Here is an 18,154-nt window from a genome sequence, read left to right as displayed (position 1 = left end):
AGGATCGCGACGTGTTGACAGGGGACATGCTGCGCCGCGCGGCGGAGCGCTTTCCGGACAAGACTGCCGTCATCTGGCAGGACCGGCGCACCAGCTACCACGAGCTGGAGGAGCGATCGAACCAGCTCGCGCATGCGCTGGCCTCGCTGGGGCTCGCGCGGGGCGCCAAGGTGGCGATCCTCTCGCGCAACCGCACCGAGTACGTCGAAGCCTTCTTCGGCACGGCGCGCAGCGGCTGCGTGCTGGTGAACGTGTCGGTGCTGTACGCGCCCGACGAGCTGCAATTCGTGCTGGCCAAGGCCGACGCCGAGGTGCTGCTGGTCGAGGAGCCCTTCGTGGAGCGCGTGCGGAGCGTGCTGCCCCGGTTGCCCCAGCTGCGGCACGTCGTGGTCATCGGCGCCGAGTTGCCGCAGTGGCCGTCGTTCGAGCGCTTCATCGCGCCGCAGCCGGTGAGCCTGCCCGGGGTGGACCTGCACGAGGACGAGGCCTTCTGCATGACCTATACCGGCGGCACCACCGGACGGCCCAAGGGCGTGCTGGCCAACCACCGCTCACGCGCGGTGACGGCGCACACCGTGGTGGTGGAAAGCCGGCTGACCGAGTTCGACGTGGTGGCCATCGTCACCCCGCTGTTCCACGTGGCCGCCCTCAACATCATGTTGCAGCCGGCCGTGCTGCTGGGGGCCACGGTGGTCCTGCTGACGAAGTGGGACGTGCGCGTGTTCGCGCAGCAGGTGCGCGAGCACCGGGTCAGCGCCAGCTTCATGGTGCCCACGCAGGTCGGCATGATCGTCTCCGACCCCGGGTTCGACGTGGCCGACTACGCCAGCTGGACCCGGCTCAACTTCTCCGGTGCGCCCATGCCCGACTGGGTGCAGCGCACCGTGATGGAGAAGCTGCCGGGGCTGCGCCTGACGCAGTTCTACGGCCAGTCCGAGATGGGCATCGTGGCCGTCATGAAGCACGAGGACCTGGACCGCAAGCTCGGCAGCGTGGGGCGACAGGCCTACAACGCCGACCTGGCGCTGCTCGACACCGAAGGCCGGCCGGTCGCGCCGGGCGAGGTGGGCGAGATCTGTGCGCGCGGCGAGAACGTGATGATCGAGTACTACGGCGAACCCGGGCAGACCGCCAGCTTCCGCAAGCACGGCTGGGCCTGGAGCGGTGACCTGGCCACGCGCGACGAGCAGGGCTTTCTCACCCTCGTGGACCGCTCCAAGGACATGATCATTTCCGGCGGCGAGAACATCTACCCCAAGGAAATCGAGATCGTGCTGTACGAACACGAAGCGGTGGCCGAGTGCGCCGTCTTCGGCGTGCCCGATGCGACCTGGGGCGAGCTGCCGGTGGCGCATGTGCAGCTGAAGACCGGTCACGCGGCCAGCGAAGCCGAGCTGATCGACTTCTGCGCCACGCGGCTGGCCCGCTTCAAGCGACCGCGCTCCATCCGCATCGTCGATGACTTTCCGAAGACCGCGATCGGCAAGATCCAGAAGAACGTCTTGCGCGAGCAATACCGGCAATCCACCTGAACGGAACTTCGAATGATCACTGTGACGGGAGCGTCGGGAAAGCTGGGTCGCGCCACGGCGCAGGAACTGGGGCTGCGCGTGCAGCCGCAACAGGTGACGCTGGGCACCCGCACGCCGGCGGCCATCGACGACCTTCGCCAGCAGGGCTTTCGCGTGGCGACGGTCGATTTCGACCGGCCCGGGACGGTCGAAGAGGCGCTGAGCGGGTCACGGTCGGTGATGGTCATCTGCGGGCACGGCACCAACGACAAACGCATCCAGCAGCACAAGGCCGTGATCGACATCGCACGGCCCATGGGCGCGCGGTTCTTCTACACCAGCTTCACCAATCCGGTCCGCTCCAGCCTGTTCCCCTTCGCCCAGGCCCATGCGGCCACCGAGTCGTACGCGCGCGAGAGCGGCATCGCCCACACCTTCCTGCGCAACAACCATTACTTCGAGAACCTGGAGTCGGCCCTGCGGCGCGCGCTGTCCACGGGCGAGCTGGCCCTGCCCGGCGCCCGGGGGAAGGTGGCCTACATCGCGCGCCAGGATGTCGGCGCCGCGAGCGCCGGGGCCTTGACGCTCGAGCAGCCCGAGACGGCCTACGAGCTGACCGGCACGCAGGCGCTGGACCTGTTCGAGGTGGCCGAGCTCGCTGCCGACGTGTGGGGCCAGCATATCGCCGCGCGTGACATGCCGGCCGGTGAATACAGCTCGCTGCTGGCCGCGCGCGGCATGCCCGGATTCGTGGTGGAGGCGCAAGTCAACCTGCGCCTGGCCTGCGGCGCGGGCGAGTACGAAGCGGTGCGGCCCGATGCGCAACTGCTGGCCGGGCGGCCGCTGCTGTCGATGCGCGACTACCTGCGGACCCTCGCAGCGGCCGTGGCACCCGCCGCTTGAGCGGGCGAACGCGCCTCGCCGATGGCGGGCGGGCGTGGCCTCCCGTATCCTCGGCGCGTGCCACGCAACCTTGACATCCCGGGTTCACCGGCGGCAGTTGCCACCGGGCTGAACCTGCTCGCCACGCCGCTGCGCGACCTGCTGCAGCGCCCGCCGGTCATTGCTCCGCCGCAGGCGAGCATCCGCGAGGTGGCGACCCTCATGCGCCAGGAGCGCGCCTCGTCGGTGATGCTGGTGGAGCAGGGCCTGCTCTTCGGACTCGTGACCGACCGGGACCTGCGCAACCGGGTGCTCGCCGAAGGCCTGGATCCGCAGCGGCCGGTGGCCGACATCGCGACCTTGGCCCCCCTGACCCTGGACGACAGCCGGCCCGCCTACGAAGCGCTGTCGCTGATGGCCCGGCACAACATCCACCACGTGCCGGTGATGGCGGACGGCAGGGCCGTGGGCATCGTCACCGCCTCGGACCTGAACGAGCGGCACGGCACCTCGCCCGTGCACCTGGCGGGGGAGATCTACCGGCAACCGGATGTGGACGGCCTGGTGCGCGTGACCCAGCGCGTGCCGCTGCTGCAGCGGCACCTGGCGGCGGCCGGAGCGGGCACCGAGAGCGCGGGCCGCATCATCACCAGCATCACCGACGCGGTGACGGTGCGCCTGATCCAGCTGGCCGGCGCGCGGCTGGGACCGGCGCCGGTGGACTATGCGTGGGTCGCCGCCGGCTCGCAGGCGCGGCAGGAGCAGACCGCCCGATCCGACCAGGACAACTGCCTGGTGCTGGACGACCGCTACGACGAGGCCGAGCACGGCGAGTGGTTCCGGGCGTTCACCACCTTCGTCTGCGACGGACTCGACGCCTGCGGCTACATCCACTGTCCAGGCGAGATCATGGCGATGACCGATCGCTGGCGGCAGCCGGTGCGCCGCTGGGCGCAGTACTTCCAGCAGTGGATCGATACGCCCGATCCGATGGCGCTCATGCTCACCTCGGTCTTCTTCGACCTGCGCGCGGTGCATGGACAGGCCGGCCTGCTCGACGCGCTGCGCGCCGGGGTGCTGGAGCGCACCCGCGGCAACAGCCTGTTCCTGGCGTACATGGTGGGCAACGCCCTGAAGCACCGCCCACCGCTGGGCCTGTTCGGCCGCATCACCACGCAGCGCGAAGGCGAGTATGCCGGCCGCGTGGACCTCAAGCACGCCGGCGTGGTGCCCGTGGTGGACCTGGCCCGCATCTATGCGCTGGCGGCCGGCCTGCCCGAGGTCAACACCCACGACCGCCTGCAGGCCGCCGGCGGTGCCGGCGAGGTCAGCCCCGAAGCCGCGCGCGACCTGCGGGACGCCCTCGACTTCATCGGCCGCATCCGCCTGGCCCACCAGGCGCGCCAGGCCGCCGCGGGCGAGCAGCCCGACAACCATGTGGCACTGGCATCGCTGTCGAACCTGGAACGGTCCCAACTGCGCGACGCCTTCCGCGTGGTGCAGCAGTTGCAGGCGGTGCTGGTGCAACGGTACGGCCGCAGGATTTGAGTCAGACCCCGCCGGGTTCTTCGATCCATGCCGGAATGTCGCGCCGGCCGTGCAGCACACGCCAGACATCGACGTGATCGGCATGCTCGACGTAGAAGATGAGATAGGGGTATCGCGTCAGCGGCCAGCACCGCAGGCCGTCCAGGGCCAGCTCGTGCGAGTAACGCGGAGAGCCCGTGGCCGGACGGCGGCTGATGTGGCTGTACGCCTTTTCCAAGGCGTCGATGAAGCCCAGCGCGGCTGACTCGGCGTTTTCTTCCAGGTGGTACGCGATGGCGTCCTCGACGTCCCGATGCGCCTGCTCCCGAGGTATGACCGGCTTGATCTTCACGCCCCGCGCCGGGCCTTGGGTGACACGCCATCCCTGCGGCGTACGCGCTCACGCAAGCCTTCGAAGTAGGCCTCGTTCACCGGCGCCGTGGGAGGGGACGACGCACCTGCGAGCAGCAGATTGCGCAGTTGAAGGCGGTCCTTGTCGCGGCGGATCAGTTCACGCACATACTCGCTGCTGGTGCCGTAGCCACGCTGGCTGACCTGCTCGTCAACGAAGGCCTTGAGGTTGTCCGGCAAGGAGATGTTCATCGTGCTCATGGATGCCAGCTTAGGCAGTTTGGCAAAAATTGGCAAGCTAGGCGGTCCCGCGTCTGGCAGCGGGGCAGCCGCCGCAGGCGCTGGCCCTTCCAGTGCCACTGCGGCCGGCTTTGCCGGGCCGCTGTTGGCGCCCCCTGGGGGGAGGCGGCGAAGCCGCTTCGGGGGGGGTCAATACCTCAGCCTTGCGTAGAACGTCCGCTCGGACGCTTCTCGGGCCTGGCGCAGGGTGCGGATGCCCATGGCCTCCAGCAGCGGGATCAGGCGCAGCAGGATTTCGGCCGTGACCAGGGCGTCGCCCAGGGCGGTGTGGCGCCCGAGCAGGGGGATGTCGAAGCGGGCGGCGATGTCTTCCAGCCGGTGCGAGGCCTGGTTGGCGTGCACGACGGCCGACAGCAGCAGCGTGTCCAGCACGGGCTGCCGGAACGCCACCCCGGCAGCCGCTTCCTGCAACTGCAGGAAGCGCATGTCGAAGGCGGCGTTGTGCGCCACCAGCACCGTGTCCTGCGCGTAGGCGTGGAAGGTGGGCAGCACCTCGGTGATGCGCGGCTGCCCCGCCACCATGTCGCCGGTGATGCCATGGATGGGGATGGACGCCGCCGGTATCGCCCGGCCGGGGTCCACCAACTGGTCGAAGCATTCGTGCCGCAGCAGCTTGCCATTGACGATTCGCGTGGCGCCGATCTGGATGATCTGGTCGCCCTGCGACGGCGCGAGGCCGGTGGTCTCGGTGTCGAAGACCGTGTAGGCGAGCGCGGCGAGCGGCCGCTCGTCCAGCTCGGGCGGGATGTCGTCGCTGCGGAAGAGGTCGAAGTCGAAATATTCGGGCCGGCTCGTTTCGAGCGCCAGGGCGTCATCGGCGGTATCGGCCGCGCCGGCCGCCGGCGCGAGCGGCAGCAGGAAGCGGAAGAACGCCTCATGGCGCACGCGCTCGCGTTCGAACCACATCTCGGCGCCGTGCCGGTCGACGACGTCGCGCACCGACAGGGGCAGCGACTGGTCGCGCAGGCGCATCGGGTCGCGCTCCCAGTGGATGACCGTCTCGGTGCTGATCGGCGGGCCGCTCCACACCAGGTCGAGCTGGGCGCGCTCGCCGGCCGCGCGCAGGCGAAGCTGCAGGTAGCGGATGCCGAACTCATCGACCAGGCGGCACGACAGCGAGGCCAGGGCCTGCAGCAGCGAAAAGCTGTCGACCCGCAGCCAGACCCGCGGGTCCACGTCGTCGGCGGCCACCGGTCGTTCGCAGTGCGCCTCGATGCGGCGCCGGGCAGCCTCGACCAGATCGGCGCCGCGCATGTCCTCCAGCGGCCAGCGGGTGCGCAGGTCGTAGGCGGGGCTGCGCACCAGCGCCTCCAGGCGCGTGGCCATGGCCCGCTCCTCCTGCCGCACCACGGCCATGAAGCGCTCGCGCATGGTCTCGTCCACGTCCGGCAGGGCCAGCATCTCCAGCGCGGCCTGCTGGCTCGCCAGCGAGGCGCGGCTGGACTCGACCAGCTCGTGCAGCAACTGGTCGCGCGCCAGGGCCTCCTCGAAGCTGCGGGTGATGATGTCGAGCATCAGCACGAAGCCGCCGATGCGCCCGGGCGTGCCGTCGTTGGCGGTGGCGTCGGCCGCCACCACGGGCGCCAGCTGCACTCGCATCAACTGCCCGGAGCGGGTGGCGGTGACGAACTGCGACGACGGGTGCGTCGCCCCGCGCGCCAGCCGCTGGCCCACGTCGTCCAGGGCATGGGCCACCAGCTCGCGGTCCAGCACCGCATAGATGGAGCGGCCGATGCCGATCAGCTCGGCCCCGCCGGCGATGCGCGGCGTCTGCGACAGCGTGCGCACCTGCAGCCGGGCCCGGTTGTTGTACAGGAGGATGCGGCCATCGAGGTTGCACACGATGACGCTCTGGCTCAACTCGGACATCAGCGCGGCCAACCGGTTGCGCTCCTGCTGCACGCCCTTGCTGGCGCGCGCCACTTCCTGCGCCACCTCGTCCCTCAGGCGGTCGCGCTCGGCGGCCAGTTCGGCGATGGCCGCCGCCAGTGCCCGGAGTTCGCGGTTGCCGCCGGCCGCGTCCAGCGCGGTCCGGCTGCCGCCCTGGCCCAGGATGCGCGTGGCTTCGAGCAGCCGGGCGGGCGCGCGCACCTGGCGGTGCCAGACCTGGTTCAGCACCCAGGCCAGAACCGCGGAGCCGGCGATCCACGCGAGCACCACCAGGGGCAGGCGGGGACCGAGCAACGCCGCCACCGCCTGGCGCTCGGATGGCTGCAGCGCGGCGGCGACCAGCCAGGCAGTCAGCGCGGCCCACGCGGCCAGGGCCAGCGCAGCGCCGGCCACCGCCAGCAACAGTCGCGGCGCGATCCTCACGCGGCGCTCCTGCGGGAACCCGGCGTCATCGGGACAGCACCTGCGCCACGGTGGTCACCAGTTCGCGGGTGGAGAAGGGTTTGGTCATGTACGCATCGGCGCCCAGCGCCTGGCCCTTGGCCACGTCGGTGTCGCGGCCGCGCGCGGTGAGCAGGACCACCTTGGTGGCCGCCAGTGCCTCGTCCGCCCGCAGCGCCTGCAGCACCTCGAAGCCATCGCGCCGGGGCATCATGACGTCCAGCAGCAGCAGGTCGGGCCGCTCGCGGGCCACGGCGTCCAGCGCCTCCTGGCCGTCGCGCGCCAGGATGACTTCGTAGCCGGCACGCTTCATGAGGAACTCCAGCGAAATCAGGATGTTGGGCTCATCGTCCGCGATCAGTACCTTCGGTCGGCTCATCGAATGTCTCCTCGTCGTTGGGTGCGCCGTTCTCGTTCTCCGTCGCGGTGGGCGGTTGCCAGGGAAGGCTGAAGACGAAGCAGGCGCCGGCGCCGTCCGGCTGCTCCAGCCACAGCCGCCCGCCGAAGTGCTCCACGATGCGGCGGCTGATCGGCAGCCCCAGCCCGGTGCCCTGCGGGCGCCGGTTGCGCTCACCGCCCTGGCGGAAGCGCTCGAACACCCAGTCGCGCTGCGCGGGCTCCACGCCCGGGCCGTTGTCCTGCACCTTCACCCGCACGCCCTCGGCATCGGTCTCCAGCCGCACGTCGATGCGCCCGCCGGGCGAGGGCACGAACTTGGCGGCGTTGGACAGCAGGTTGAGCACCACCTGCGTCAGCCGGTCGGCGTCGGCGCGCACCGTGGGCACGGACAGCGGCAGGTGCAGCGTCAATTCGCAACCCTGCTCGCGCAGGGCCTCCTGCATGGTGGACCCGGCCTGCCGGAGCAGGGCCGGGAGGTCCACGTCGCTGTGGTGCCAGTGCGCGTGCCCCGACTCGATCTTCGCCATGTCGAGCACCTGGTTCACCAGCCGCGACAGCCGCTCGGTCTCGCCGACGATGATGCGCACGAAGGATTCGCGCTGGACCGGGTCCATGTCGGGCTCGTCGCGCAGGATCTCGGCCATGGCGCGGATCGAGGTGAGGGGCGTGCGCAGCTCGTGCGTCACCGAGGACATGAAGTCGTCCTTGAGGCGGTCCAGGCTCTTGAGCTGGTCGTTGGCTGTGCGCAGTTCGGTGGTAGCCCGCTCCAGCGATCGCGACTTGTCCTCGAGCGCGCGTGAGTAGGCCCGGACCTGCGACGCCTCGTCCAGCATGCGCAGCACGTCCTCGCGGCTCAGGGGTTCCTCCTGCGCGATGGAGGCGACCAGCACCCGCGCCGAGGCGCTGCCCACGGCGCCGGCCAGTTGCGTCTCCACGAAATGAACCAGCCGCGCGTCCGGCCGCAGGGCCGCGGGTCCGGACAGGCCCATGCCGCGCGCGTGATCTTCCAGCAGGGCCCGCGTGCGCGCCGGGCCGAGGAAACGCTCGCACAGCGCCACCAGGTCGACCAGCTCGGCGCGGCCGCGCCAGAACACCGGCTGGCCGGGGCCGGTGCGGCGGAACACGTCGACGAACAGCAACGCCTGGCTGGCCTCGTGCCCGGGCGCGGCACGCGCCAGGGACACCGCCACGTAGGCGCCGGTGTTGAGCAGCAGGCTCCAGAACAGCGAGTGGGTGAGGCTGTCCAGGCCCGTGAGCCCGAGCAGCGCCTCGGGCCGCAGCAGCTGCACGCCGAAGGCGCCGTGCTCGATGAAGCCGGGGTCCATCCAGCCGGACTTGGCGATCGACGGCAGCATCAGCGTGTAGACCCAGGTCAGGAAGCCGGCCAGCAGGCCCGCCACCGCGCCGTCGCGCGTGCCGCCCTTCCAGTACATGCCGCCCAGCAGGGCCGGCGCGAACTGCGCCACGGCCGCGAAGCTGATCAGCCCGATGCTGACCAGCGCGTAGGCTTCGCCGGCCACGTGGAAATACACGTACCCGAGCATCAGGACCACGACGATGGCGACGCGCCGGATCGCCATGAGCAGGCGCCCCACGTCCGCGGAGCCTGCCCCCCGGAAGTTGCGCAGCCGCAGCAGCAGCGGCATGAGCAGCTCGTTGCTCACCATGGTGGAGACGGCGATGGTCTCGACAATCACCATGCCGGTGGCGGCCGACAGGCCGCCGACGAAGGCGAACAGCGCCAGCCCGGGTTCGCCCGCGGCCAGCGGCAGCGACAGCACGAACTGGTCGGCGTTGACGGGCGTGCCGCCGAAGTACAGCAGCCCGCCGAGCGCGATGGGCAGGACGAACAGGTTGATGACCAGCAGGTACAGGGGAAAGACCCAGCTCGCGCGGCGAAGGTGCGATTCACGCACGTTCTCCACCACCATCATCTGGAATTGCCGCGGCAGCAGCAGCACCGACAGCATGGACAGCAGGGTCAGGGCGAACCACTGCGTCCAGGCGAAGCCGCCGCCCTGGTCGGCCCTCAGCAACGCCGCCAGCTGCGGCACCTGGCGGGCGCGGGCGAACAGGTCGCCCGGCCCGTCGAAGAGCCCCCACACCACGAACACGCCCACGGCCAGGAAGGCCACCAGCTTGACCACCGATTCGAAGGCGATCGCCGCGACCATGCCCTCATGCCGCTCGGTGGTGTCGAGATGGCGCGCGCCGAACATGATGGTGAAGCCGGCCATGGCCAGAGCCACCCACAAGGCGACGTCGCCGCTCCAATGGCGCAAGGGCGTCGTGTCGATGCCCGGGGACGTGAGCAGCGCATAGCCGGCGGACACCGCCTTGAGCTGCAGCGCGATGTAGGGAACGATGCCGACCACCGCGATCAGCGTGACCATGCCGGCGAGCAGCTGGCTCTTGCCGTAGCGGCTGGCGATGAAGTCGGCGATGGACGTGATGCGCAGGGTCTTGGCCACTCGCACCATCTTGCGCAGCACCAGCCAGCCCAGGACCATCGCCAGGGTGGGGCCGAGGTAGATCGGCAGGAACCACACGCCGCCGGTGGATGCGCGGCCCACGCTGCCGAAATAGGTCCATGCCGTGCAGTACACGGCCAGCGACAGTGCATAGACCCAGGCACTGTCGATCATGGAGCGGCCTGCGGCGGCGCCGCGATCGGCGGCGTACGCCACCCCGAACAGCAGCAGCAGGTAGGCCAGGGAAACCGTGATGACCAGGGCCGGGGTGAGCATGGTGGTCTGCCAGGCGGGACGCTACTCGTCGCCCCCGCGCTTCTCCATCCACACCGCCAGCAGCACGATCAGCGCGAACCAGCCGGCGAAGAGGGCGGCGGGAAACAGCGGCACGCCCAGCACCGTGACGTCGAGGTCCCACAGGCCGAGGAGCGGAAAGTTGAAGGCGAGCCAGCCCGCCGCGAACAGCGCCGCGAGGCGGTCGTCGAGCGGGCTCCGGTTCACTTGGCCGGACCGGCGGATGCGCGAGGCCGCGCGTGCGCGTGCCGGGCCAGCGCGAAACCGAGCAGGAACTTGCACCACAGGGTACTGCCGGCCATCGACGTCCAGGTGGAGAAGTCGGCCGAGCCGGTGAGCACCAGCGCGATCACCACCACCAGCAACACGCCGGCGACGAAGTTCAGCACGGCGTCGTAGGGCGCGAACCGCTCGGGGTCCGGTGGCGACTCGCCGCGTCGCAGGGCGACCTCGGAGAAATCGCGCCGCACCACGATGCGCCACGCCCGGCGCAGCCAGAAGAAGGAGATCGGGAACAGCGCCAGGAACAGGATCCAGTTGAGCGCGATGCTTGCGTTGAAAACCATGGAACGCTCCAGGAAAGGTGCGGAAGGCCGATCGAAGGGCGAGCCAGGCGCATGCTGGCTCGGCGGGCTTCGGATCGGTCCACGCACCTGCCTTTCAAAAAGACGAAGGCCCCGCCGGGACGGGGCCTCCAGTGTCGCTCAAGCGCCGCGCCTTGCAGCGGCTTGGCGCCTCAGGGTTTGCGGCAGATCAATGCGCCCCTTGCACCGCCGAGGAGCCGCGCGGGATGCGCACCGCCTCGACCATGTGCTGGATGTGCTCGGGCGGCTCCTTGGTGACCTTGTCGACCACGAAGGCGACGATGAAGTTCACGATGGCCCCGACCGCGCCGAACGCTTCCGGCGTGATGCCGAAGAAGCTGTTGGGACCGCCGATCAGGCCCAGGTACTCCGTGCCCTTGATGAAGAAGATGCCCTTGTGCGCGAACACGTAGAACAGGGTCACCGCCAGCCCGGACAGCATGCCGGCCATGGCGCCTTCCTTGTTCATCTTCTTGCTGAAGATGCCCATCATGATGGCGGGGAACAGGGAGCTGGCCGCGATACCGAAGGCCAGGGCCACGGTGCCGGCGGCGAAGCCCGGCGGGTTCAGGCCGAGGTAGCCGGCGATCACGATGGCGACGGCCATCGAGATCTTGCCCGCGAGCAGCTCGCCTTTCTCGCTGATGTCCGGCTTGAACACCCCCTTGACCAGGTCGTGCGAGACGGCGGCCGAGATGGCCATCAGCAGGCCCGCCGCCGTGGACAGGGCGGCGGCCAGGCCGCCGGCGGCGACCAACGCGATCACCCAGTTCGGCAGCAGGGCGATCTCGGGGTTGGCCAGCACGATGATGTCGGCGTTCACGTCGAGCTCGTTGCCCTTCCAGCCGGCGGCGGCGGCCTTGGCCTTGGCTTCCGGATTGGTGGTGTTGGCGTTGTAGTACTGGATGCGGCCGTCGCCGTTCTTGTCCTCGAACTGCAGCAGGCCGGTGCGCTCCCAGCGGCGCATCCAGTCGGGGCGGTTCTCGGCGCGGATGCTGGCCTCGGGTGCGTACAGGTCGCCGCCGCCCTTGACCGCGGTGTTCACGGTGGCGTGCAGGTTCAGCTTGGCCATGGCGGCCACCGCGGGGGCCGTGGTGTACAGGATGGCGATGAAGACCAGCGCCCAGCCGGCGGAACTGCGCGCGGCCTTGACCGACGGCACGGTGAAGAATCGCATGATCACGTGCGGCAGGCCGGCGGTTCCGATCATCAGCGACAGCGTGTACATGAACATGTTCAGGGTGCTGCCCGGCAGCGCCGTGGTGTAGCGGCCGAAGCCCAGGTCGGTCACCACCTGGTCGAGCTTGTTCAGCAAGGTGGTGTCGGTGCCGCTGTAGCTGCTGCCCAGGCCGAGCTGGGGCAGGGCGTTGCCCGTGAGCTGCAGCGAGATGAAGATGGCCGGCACCGTGTACGCCAGGATCAGCACGATGTACTGCGCGACCTGGGTGTAGGTGATGCCCTTCATGCCGCCGAACACCGCGTAGGCGAACACGATGGCCATGCCCACGTAGATGCCGACGTCGCTGGACACGCCCAGGAAGCGAGAGAAGGCCACGCCCACGCCCGTCATCTGGCCGATGATGTAGGTGATCGATGCCGTGAGCAGGCAGACCACCGCCACCGTGCTGGCGCTCCTGGAATAGAAGCGGTCGCCGATGAACTGCGGCACGGTGAACTTGCCGAACTTGCGCAGGTACGGCGCCAGCAGCATGGCCAGCAGCACGTAGCCGCCGGTCCATCCCATGAGGAAGAGCCCTCCGCCGTAGCCCATGTTGGCGATGAGGCCGGCCATGGAGATGAACGAAGCGGCGGACATCCAGTCGGCGGCGGTGGCCATGCCGTTGGTCACCGGATGCACTTGTCCGCCCGCGGCATAGAACTCGCTGGTCGAGCCGGCCCGGGCCCAGACCGCGATGCCGATATAGAGCGCGAAGCTCGCACCGACGACGAGGTAGATGGTGGTTTGCAGATCCATGGGTGCTCCTTATTGTTCTTCGACGTTGAAGCGCTTATCGATCTCGTTCATCTTCTTGGCGTAATAGAAGATGAGCGCGATGAAGACATAGATGGATCCCTGGTGCGCGAACCAGAACCCCAGCGGGTATCCGCCCAGGTGGATCTGGTTCAGCCAAGGCGCGAACAGGATGCCCGCCCCGAAGGACACGGCGAACCAGACGATGAGAATGCCGGTCAACAGGCGCAGGGTGGCTCGCCAGTACGCCTGGCTGTCGTTGTCTTCCTTCATGAACACTCCTGGAAAAGGTCGGGGTGGAACGCCGCGCGCCGGGTCCGCCTCTTGGATGCCACGAAGGTGACGCAGCAAGTTGTCGGGCGGTTGCCGTCGCTCGCGTTCCGGAAGGTAGCTGATGTTTTGCAAGTCCTTTACAGCAACTCACCTCTTTACGGGAAAACACCTAAGGAACTTGTGGCGATGTGTTGTCGCTGCCCCGTCGCCTCCTGGAAAGCGCGCCGGCATCCATGAGTGGCGCCGTGGGTCGCCGCCGATCCGATCTGCCCTGTCCAGTTAATTCAGGCCTAAACTAATCAGGTCTGAAATTCACGGATCGTCTGGAGGACGGTATGACCATGAACTCCCGCGTCGGCGCTGCCGGCCTTTCCTGCTTGCCGCCGGCCCGGCCTCGCGGTCGGCTTCACCGGAGCTTGTGATGCGGCCGGCCAGACACGCCCTCGTCACGGGCGCCGCGCGGGGTATCGGCGCGGCCATCGCGCGCATGCTCGCCGCCGAAGGGGCCACCCTCACCTTGATGGGCCGCAGCGAGCAGGCGCTGGCCCGCCTGGCCGCCGAGCTGCCCGGGACGCACGGCTGGGTCGTGGCCGATGTCACCGACCCGGACCAGGTCGAGCATGCGTTCTCCCGCGCCCGTTCGGAGCGCGGCCCGATCGCCATCCTCGTCAACAACGCCGGCCAGGCCGAGAGCGCGCCGTTCGCCAAGACCTCGCTGGAGCTTTGGCAGCGCATGCTGGCCGTGAACCTCACCGGCACGTTCCTCTGCAGCCAGGCGGCGCTACCCGACCTGCTGGCCCACGGCCCCGGACGCATCGTGAACATCGCGAGCACGGCGGCGCAGAAGGGCTATGCCTACGTCAGTGCCTACGTGGCAGCCAAGCACGGCGTCCTGGGCCTGACCCGCAGCCTGGCGCTGGAGCTGGCGCGCACCGGCGTCACCGTCAACGCCGTGTGTCCCGGCTATACCGACACCGACATCCTGCGCGAGAGCATCGCCAAGGTGGTGAGCAAGACCGGGCGCAGCGAAGCCGAAGCGATGTCGGCGTTCGCCAGCACCAACCCGCAGCAGCGCATCGTGCAGCCGCAGGAAGTCGCCGATGCCGTGCGCTGGCTGTGCAGCGAGGGCGCTGCGGCGATCACGGGGCAGGCGATCTCGGTGTCTTGTGGGGAGGTGATGTGAGGGTGAAGATCCGTTCACCCTGGGGGCGTTGTCTCGCGGTGCGGGCCGACACCGGGCGGCCTTCAACCCTTCAGGTATCCACCCACCAGCCCCGCCCACAGGCGCGAAGCGGGCTCGATGATCTCGTCATTGAAGTCATACCCCGGGTTGTGCACCATGCACGCGCCCGGCGTGCCCGGCCCGCCGTTGCCCACCAGCACATAGCAGCCCGGCACCTGCTCGAGCATGAACGCGAAGTCTTCGCTGGCGGTCAGTGGCGGCGCGTCCAGGTGCACGCGGTCATGGCCGAACAGCTCCCGCGCGACCTGGCTCGCGATACGCGTGGGCTCGGCCGCGTTGACCAGCACCGGGTAGCCCTCGCGCCAGTCGACCTCGGCCGTGACCTGGAAGCTGGCCGCCTGCATCTGGGCCAGGGCGTGGATGCGTTCCTTCAGCAGCACCCGTACCTGGGGATCGAGCGCACGCACGCTCAGCTCCATCGTCGCTTCATGCGGAATGACGTTGTTGGCCGACCCGGCATGTAGCGCCCCCACGGTGACCACCGCCGTCTGCAGCGGGTTCACGTTGCGCGAGACCACGCTCTGCAAGGCCATCACCAGCGCCGCGGCCGCCACGACGGGGTCGGTCGCGGCGTGCGGCATGGCCGCATGGCCGCCGATGCCGCGCAGGCGGATCGTCACGTGGTCGCTCGAGGCCATCGCCGAACCGTGACGGAAGTAGAAGTGCCCCGCCTCCAACCCCGGGATGTTGTGCAGCGCATAGACCATGTCGCACGGAAACCGCTCGAACAGCCCGTCGTCCATCATGCGCCGGGCGCCCGCCGCGCCTTCTTCGGCGGGCTGGAAGATCAGGTGCAGCGTGCCATCGAAGGCCACGTCCTGCGCGATCAGCCTGGCGGCTGCCAGCAGCGTGGCGGTGTGGCCGTCGTGGCCGCAGGCGTGCATCACGCCGGCCGTGCGGCTGGCCCAGGCACGGCCGGCGGGTTCGGTGATCGGCAGGGCGTCCATGTCGGCGCGGATGCCCAGCGCCTTGCCGCTGTCCCTCCCCCGCCGCAGCCGGCCGACCACGCCGGTGCCGCCGATGCCGGTGGTGACCTCATAACCCCAGCCGGCGAGCTTGTCCGCGACCAGCGCCGCCGTGCGGTGTTCCTGGAAGGCCAGCTCGGGATGGGCGTGGAGGTCGCGGCGCAGCTGGATGAACTCGCCGATGCGGCCGGTGAGGGAGTCGGCGAGGTAGGGGGCCTGCGTGGGTTCCATGGTTGCTGCTTCACGATGGGAGACGCGCCATCGTGACACGCGCCGCCCCCCCCAGTTCGTCATCGAGTCGCCGGTGGCGCGTTGTCCGGGCGGCTGTAGGTCACCGGGCGGAACTCGACGAAGCGCGGCTGCGAGCCTGGGATGAGCGAGGTTGCCAGCGCGTTCATGTCGGCCGGGCGGGTGCTGGGCCACTTGCCAGTCTCGATACGCTGCAGCAGCGTCTCCATGGCCGCCGCGCTTTCGGCCGCGCCGAAGGTGCAATGGCCCGGCGCCTGCACCAGGGTGCGCGCGTACAGCCGGGGATGGGTCTGCTGCGCGCGCATCTTCTGCTCGTAGCTGTCGATGATCTGCGGCGGCACGATGTTGTCACCGGTGGTGTGGAAGCGCAGCACCGGCACCTGGGGCGTGCCGTGCACGGTGCGGCCGGGCTCGGACCAGAACGCGATGGCCGACGGGTCGGCCTGCACTCGGGAGGACGTGTCCAGGACGGCGAGGTCATCCGCCACATCTGCCTGGGCGCGCCGGTACAGTTCGCGCACCGAGCGCGTATACGCGTTTTCGCCTTGCAGGAACAGCTTGGCGTAGTCCACGCCGGTGTTCCACGACAGCTGCCGCGGCGACGCGGGTGGCACGCCGCCCGCGTGCTCGGACATGAAGCGCGACTGCCCGCCCGGTTGCCCGGCATTCAGGATGGCCGTGTCGAACATGGCCTGCTGCAAGGCCTCCAGGTCCTGCGGCGAGGGTGGCGCATACGCCGGGCTGCTCCACGCCGGCCACTGTCCGATGGTGGCGGCCAATGCGATGCGCGCGCGCCCGATGGGCGTGGCCTGGGCGGCAGTGAGGGCGGCGCGCCACTGCACGGCCAGTGCGGGCACGGCTGCCAGGTCGGTGAAGTGCGTGATCTGAAGCTCGGGCGCGATCAGCTTCTGCAGCACGAACCAGCCGTCGAGCATCTGGTTCATCAGCGGCACCTGCTCGTGCGCGCAGCCAGCCACCACGCCGTCGATGCGATGCGCCTGCGTCTCGCTCATGCCCAGCGCGACGAAGCCGCCGCCCGAATGGCCGTACTGCACGATGCGGCTCGGATTGCCATAGGTCCCGCTGAAGAGGTCCACCACCTGCAGCAGGTTGCGGATCTCCTGCGCGGGGTCGTACTGGAACGATCGCAGCGGGTGCCGGTTGGTGCCCGAGACCGCATAACCTCGGTTGAGCCAGTAGCAGGTCCGCGCGGAGGCGCGGGCCCCGAAGTAGTCGAGGTCGTTGATCAACAGGCCGTTCCAGTTCGCCGGAAACCGCATGCCATATGGCGTGCCGTCGGCCAGGATCCCTTGCTGTTCGGAAATGTTGGTGGGACAGATGGTGGACTGGGCCAGGGCGCCCTGGCTGGCGCCGAGCAGCAGGCCTGCCGCGGCGCCGAGGAGGGAGCGCCGCAGGACCTGAGTCCATCGTGGCGAACAGTGGGTCTTCTTGAGCTTGGGCATCGAATCTCCATGAAATGATTCCCCGCGGTGCGGGTCGATTTCGTTGCCTCTGGGCGCACATTGAAAAGCGGCGCTTGTCCCCTCCAGAACGCTAGGCAGTCTAGGCACGGCCGTGCCAGGCCTGGCCGGTGCTTACCCGCGAAGAATCTTGATTGAAGTGGGGCGTGCGCCAGGAAACTTAAGCACCTAATTAAATGACGGCCGACCCGAAATGGCTCCGTCCGCGGGAGAGCGGTGACCTGGAGGCGCCGACCGGGCAGGGGTGGTGCGGCATCATCGGGAACCGACCGCAGCCCCTGCGACTCCACCCCGGCCCACCCCACCGCGAGCTCCATCCATGACCCCCACCGAAACGCAGGCCATCGTCTCTCTCAGCCTCATGGCTGCCTTTGCCGACGGATCCAAGCACGACCGCGAGCGCGAAGAGGTCAGGCGGATTGCCGACGGGTTGGCGCAATCGGATGGCGTGCACCTGCCTGGACTGGTGCAGGACGTGCTGATGAAGCGGGTGGACATGGCGCGTGCCGCCGGCGATCTGCGGTCGTCCGATGCGCGCCAGCTGGCTTATGAAATGGCCGTGTGCGTGTGCGACGCCGACGGCGTGCAGTCAGTGCCCGAGCAGGCCTTCCTGGCCCGTTTACGCAGCACCCTTGGGCTGGATGAACAGCAGGCGCGCCAGTTCAGCGAAGACGCCGAAGCCGTGGCCGCCGCGCCGGTCGACGGACCGCTGCCCGACGTGGGCGGCGGCGCGGGCAGCGGCCCGGTGCCCGCGCCGTCGCCGGGCACTCCCGTGGCGGATACGCGCGCGTCCAAGGTCCCCGACGCCGAACTCGACCAGGCCATCCTGAACGCTGCCATCACCAACGGCGCGCTGGAGCTGCTGCCGGAGACGCTGTCGACGATGGCCATCATCCCGCTGCAGATGCGCCTGGTCTATCGCATCGGGCAGGCCTACGGCTGGGAGCTCGACGCCGGTCACATCAAGGACTTCCTGGCGACCGTGGGCGTGGGGCTCACCTCGCAGTACCTCGAGCAGGCCGGCCGCAAGCTGCTGGGCGGGTTGCTCGGTCGCATCGGCGGCGGGCTGGGGCGCGGGCTCGGGCAGCAGGCCGTGAGCTCGGGCATGAGTTTCGTGGCCACGTATGCGCTGGGGCATGTTGCCAAGCGGTACTACGCCGGCGGCCGCACGCTGTCCACGCAGATGCTGAAGGACGCCTACGCCGGCATCTCCAGCGAAGCCCAGGGGCTGCAGGAGCGCTTCCTGCCGCAAATGCAGCAGCAGGCGCGCACGATGGACGTGGGCAAGGTGCTGTCGATGGTCCGCGGCCGCGCCTGAGGC

The 18,154-nt window shown here is 69.4% G+C and carries 16 protein-coding genes; 5 read left to right on the top strand and 11 right to left on the bottom strand.

Features of this window, described 5'->3' with window-relative positions; translation table 11 throughout:
- Positions 1 to 11: 11 nt before the first annotated feature.
- The 3 genes from JI739_RS01885 to JI739_RS01875 are packed head-to-tail and all read left to right on the top strand — an operon-like array spanning position 12 to position 3,941.
- Entirely contained in the window at positions 12 to 1,532 is a 1,521-nt protein-coding gene (locus JI739_RS01885) for a class I adenylate-forming enzyme family protein (RefSeq protein WP_201682141.1), read from the top strand.
- Between the two features lie 12 nt (positions 1,533 to 1,544).
- Positions 1,545 to 2,414 (top strand): NAD(P)H-binding protein, encoded by an 870-nt coding sequence (locus JI739_RS01880; RefSeq protein WP_201682140.1) that lies wholly within the window; start codon positions 1,545 to 1,547, stop codon positions 2,412 to 2,414.
- 57 nt (positions 2,415 to 2,471) lie between these two features.
- Entirely contained in the window at positions 2,472 to 3,941 is a 1,470-nt protein-coding gene (locus tag JI739_RS01875; protein ID WP_354003661.1) for a putative nucleotidyltransferase substrate binding domain-containing protein, read from the top strand.
- A 1-nt stretch (position 3,942) separates the two neighbouring features.
- On the opposite strand, the gene JI739_RS01870 is transcribed toward JI739_RS01875, so the two are convergent.
- The 9 genes from JI739_RS01870 to JI739_RS01830 form a co-directional block, all read right to left on the bottom strand.
- Positions 3,943 to 4,272 (bottom strand): type II toxin-antitoxin system RelE/ParE family toxin, encoded by a 330-nt coding sequence (locus JI739_RS01870; RefSeq protein ID WP_201682138.1) that lies wholly within the window; start codon positions 4,270 to 4,272, stop codon positions 3,943 to 3,945.
- Positions 4,269 to 4,532 (bottom strand): type II toxin-antitoxin system ParD family antitoxin, encoded by a 264-nt coding sequence (locus JI739_RS01865; RefSeq protein WP_201682137.1) that lies wholly within the window; start codon positions 4,530 to 4,532, stop codon positions 4,269 to 4,271. Before JI739_RS01865 ends, JI739_RS01870 begins: the two co-directional genes overlap by 4 nt.
- A gap of 168 nt (positions 4,533 to 4,700) precedes the next feature.
- Positions 4,701 to 6,884: a 3'-5' exonuclease gene (locus JI739_RS01860; RefSeq protein WP_201682136.1), complete on the bottom strand. Its 2,184-nt coding sequence runs from the start codon at positions 6,882 to 6,884 to the stop codon at positions 4,701 to 4,703.
- Between the two features lie 25 nt (positions 6,885 to 6,909).
- Complete coding sequence (locus JI739_RS01855) at positions 6,910 to 7,281, bottom strand: response regulator transcription factor (RefSeq protein WP_201682135.1); 372 nt, start codon at positions 7,279 to 7,281, stop codon at positions 6,910 to 6,912.
- Positions 7,247 to 10,048 (bottom strand): sensor histidine kinase, encoded by a 2,802-nt coding sequence (locus JI739_RS01850; RefSeq protein WP_201682134.1) that lies wholly within the window; start codon positions 10,046 to 10,048, stop codon positions 7,247 to 7,249. The genes JI739_RS01855 and JI739_RS01850 overlap by 35 nt, the downstream gene beginning before the upstream one ends.
- 21 nt (positions 10,049 to 10,069) lie before the next feature.
- Complete coding sequence (locus JI739_RS01845) at positions 10,070 to 10,273, bottom strand: hypothetical protein (protein ID WP_201682133.1); 204 nt, start codon at positions 10,271 to 10,273, stop codon at positions 10,070 to 10,072.
- Positions 10,270 to 10,632 carry a hypothetical protein gene (locus tag JI739_RS01840; RefSeq protein ID WP_201682132.1) on the bottom strand — a complete coding sequence of 121 codons (363 nt, stop codon included), beginning with the start codon at positions 10,630 to 10,632 and terminating at the stop codon, positions 10,270 to 10,272. Before JI739_RS01840 ends, JI739_RS01845 begins: the two co-directional genes overlap by 4 nt.
- Positions 10,633 to 10,819: 187 nt before the next feature.
- Positions 10,820 to 12,625 (bottom strand): sodium:solute symporter family protein, encoded by a 1,806-nt coding sequence (locus JI739_RS01835; protein WP_201682131.1) that lies wholly within the window; start codon positions 12,623 to 12,625, stop codon positions 10,820 to 10,822.
- 9 nt (positions 12,626 to 12,634) lie between these two features.
- A complete protein-coding gene (locus JI739_RS01830; protein WP_201682130.1) occupies positions 12,635 to 12,895 on the bottom strand; it encodes a DUF4212 domain-containing protein in 261 nt (86 codons plus the stop codon).
- A 421-nt stretch (positions 12,896 to 13,316) separates the two neighbouring features.
- Here JI739_RS01830 and JI739_RS01825 point away from each other — a divergent pair, with 421 nt between their 5' ends.
- Entirely contained in the window at positions 13,317 to 14,078 is a 762-nt protein-coding gene (locus JI739_RS01825; protein ID WP_201682129.1) for an SDR family NAD(P)-dependent oxidoreductase, read from the top strand.
- Positions 14,079 to 14,140: 62 nt separating this feature from the next.
- Here JI739_RS01825 and JI739_RS01820 read toward each other — a convergent pair whose 3' ends face one another.
- Positions 14,141 to 15,334 (bottom strand): M20 aminoacylase family protein, encoded by a 1,194-nt coding sequence (locus tag JI739_RS01820; RefSeq protein ID WP_201682128.1) that lies wholly within the window; start codon positions 15,332 to 15,334, stop codon positions 14,141 to 14,143.
- A gap of 59 nt (positions 15,335 to 15,393) precedes the next feature.
- Complete coding sequence (locus tag JI739_RS01815; protein WP_201682127.1) at positions 15,394 to 16,815, bottom strand: alpha/beta hydrolase family protein; 1,422 nt, start codon at positions 16,813 to 16,815, stop codon at positions 15,394 to 15,396.
- 337 nt (positions 16,816 to 17,152) lie between these two features.
- On the opposite strand from JI739_RS01815, the gene JI739_RS01810 reads away from it, so the two are divergent.
- The gene (locus JI739_RS01810) at positions 17,153 to 18,151 is read left to right on the top strand and encodes a YcjF family protein (protein WP_201682126.1); all 999 of its coding nucleotides are present in this window, start codon (positions 17,153 to 17,155) and stop codon (positions 18,149 to 18,151) included.
- Positions 18,152 to 18,154 lie beyond the last annotated feature (3 nt).

The sequence above is a fragment of the Ramlibacter aurantiacus genome, assembly GCF_016722895.1.
GTDB lineage: Bacteria > Pseudomonadota > Gammaproteobacteria > Burkholderiales > Burkholderiaceae_C > Ramlibacter > Ramlibacter aurantiacus.
The sequence above is the reverse complement of the archived record's forward strand: the minus strand, read 5'-3'. Positions and strand labels throughout refer to the sequence as shown.